1 protein-coding gene is annotated in these 752 nt (G+C 71.1%); it reads right to left on the bottom strand.

From position 1 onward, the window contains the following. A partial coding sequence (locus ACFXPK_RS32955; RefSeq protein WP_385080838.1) for a cation:proton antiporter occupies positions 1-752 on the bottom strand: 752 nt, incomplete at both ends.

Below are 752 nucleotides of genomic sequence, written 5' to 3'. Positions count from 1 at the left end.
GTCCACAGGGGGGCGGTGGAGCCGGTGTCGGCGAGGGCACGAGCACGGCGAGCGCGGCAGGAGTTCCCCTGCACCAGTCGCCCCGGGAGGCGAGGAGCCGCACGAGCAGCGGGCGGACGACGAACATCAGCACCAGCACGAAGCCGGCCGACTGCACGAACACGCGGACCATGGGCCACGAGCCGCCGGAGCTCGCGGCGACGACCACCGCGGCCAGGACGCACCAGGCGAGCGCGTCCTGGACGGCCGCGGAGGCCAGGGACATGGCACCGACCGGGTCCCGGTTCATGCCCCGCTCGTGAATGATCCGGGCCAGGACCGGGAAGGCGGTGATCGACGTGGCCACGCCCATGAAGAGCACCGGCCCGAGCATGCCGTCACCTCTCAGCTGCGACTGGTCCATCCAGGAGTACAGGACCACCGCCGCGCCGACGCCGAGCCCGAACGGCAGCAGCATGGAACCGAGGCTGATCGACACGATCCGCCGCCCGGCGCCGCGCAGTTGGGTGAGGTCGAGCTGGTGGCCCACACCGAACATGAACAGGGTCAGTCCCAGTTGCGCGATCACGTTCAGGTACGGCCTGACGTCCGTGGGGAACAGCCGCTCCGTCAGGTCGCCGGGAAGCAGGCCGAGCAGACTGGGACCGAGCGCGATGCCCGCGACGATCTCTCCCATGACGGCGGGCTGGCGCACGCGCTGAGCCAGCCTGGCGAACACGTACGCCGCGGTGGTCACGGCGGCGAAACCGATC

The organism is Streptomyces sp. NPDC059142 (assembly GCF_042755665.1).
Classification (GTDB): Bacteria; Actinomycetota; Actinomycetes; order Streptomycetales; family Streptomycetaceae; genus Streptomyces.
This window is presented reverse-complemented; position numbering and strand designations above follow the sequence as displayed.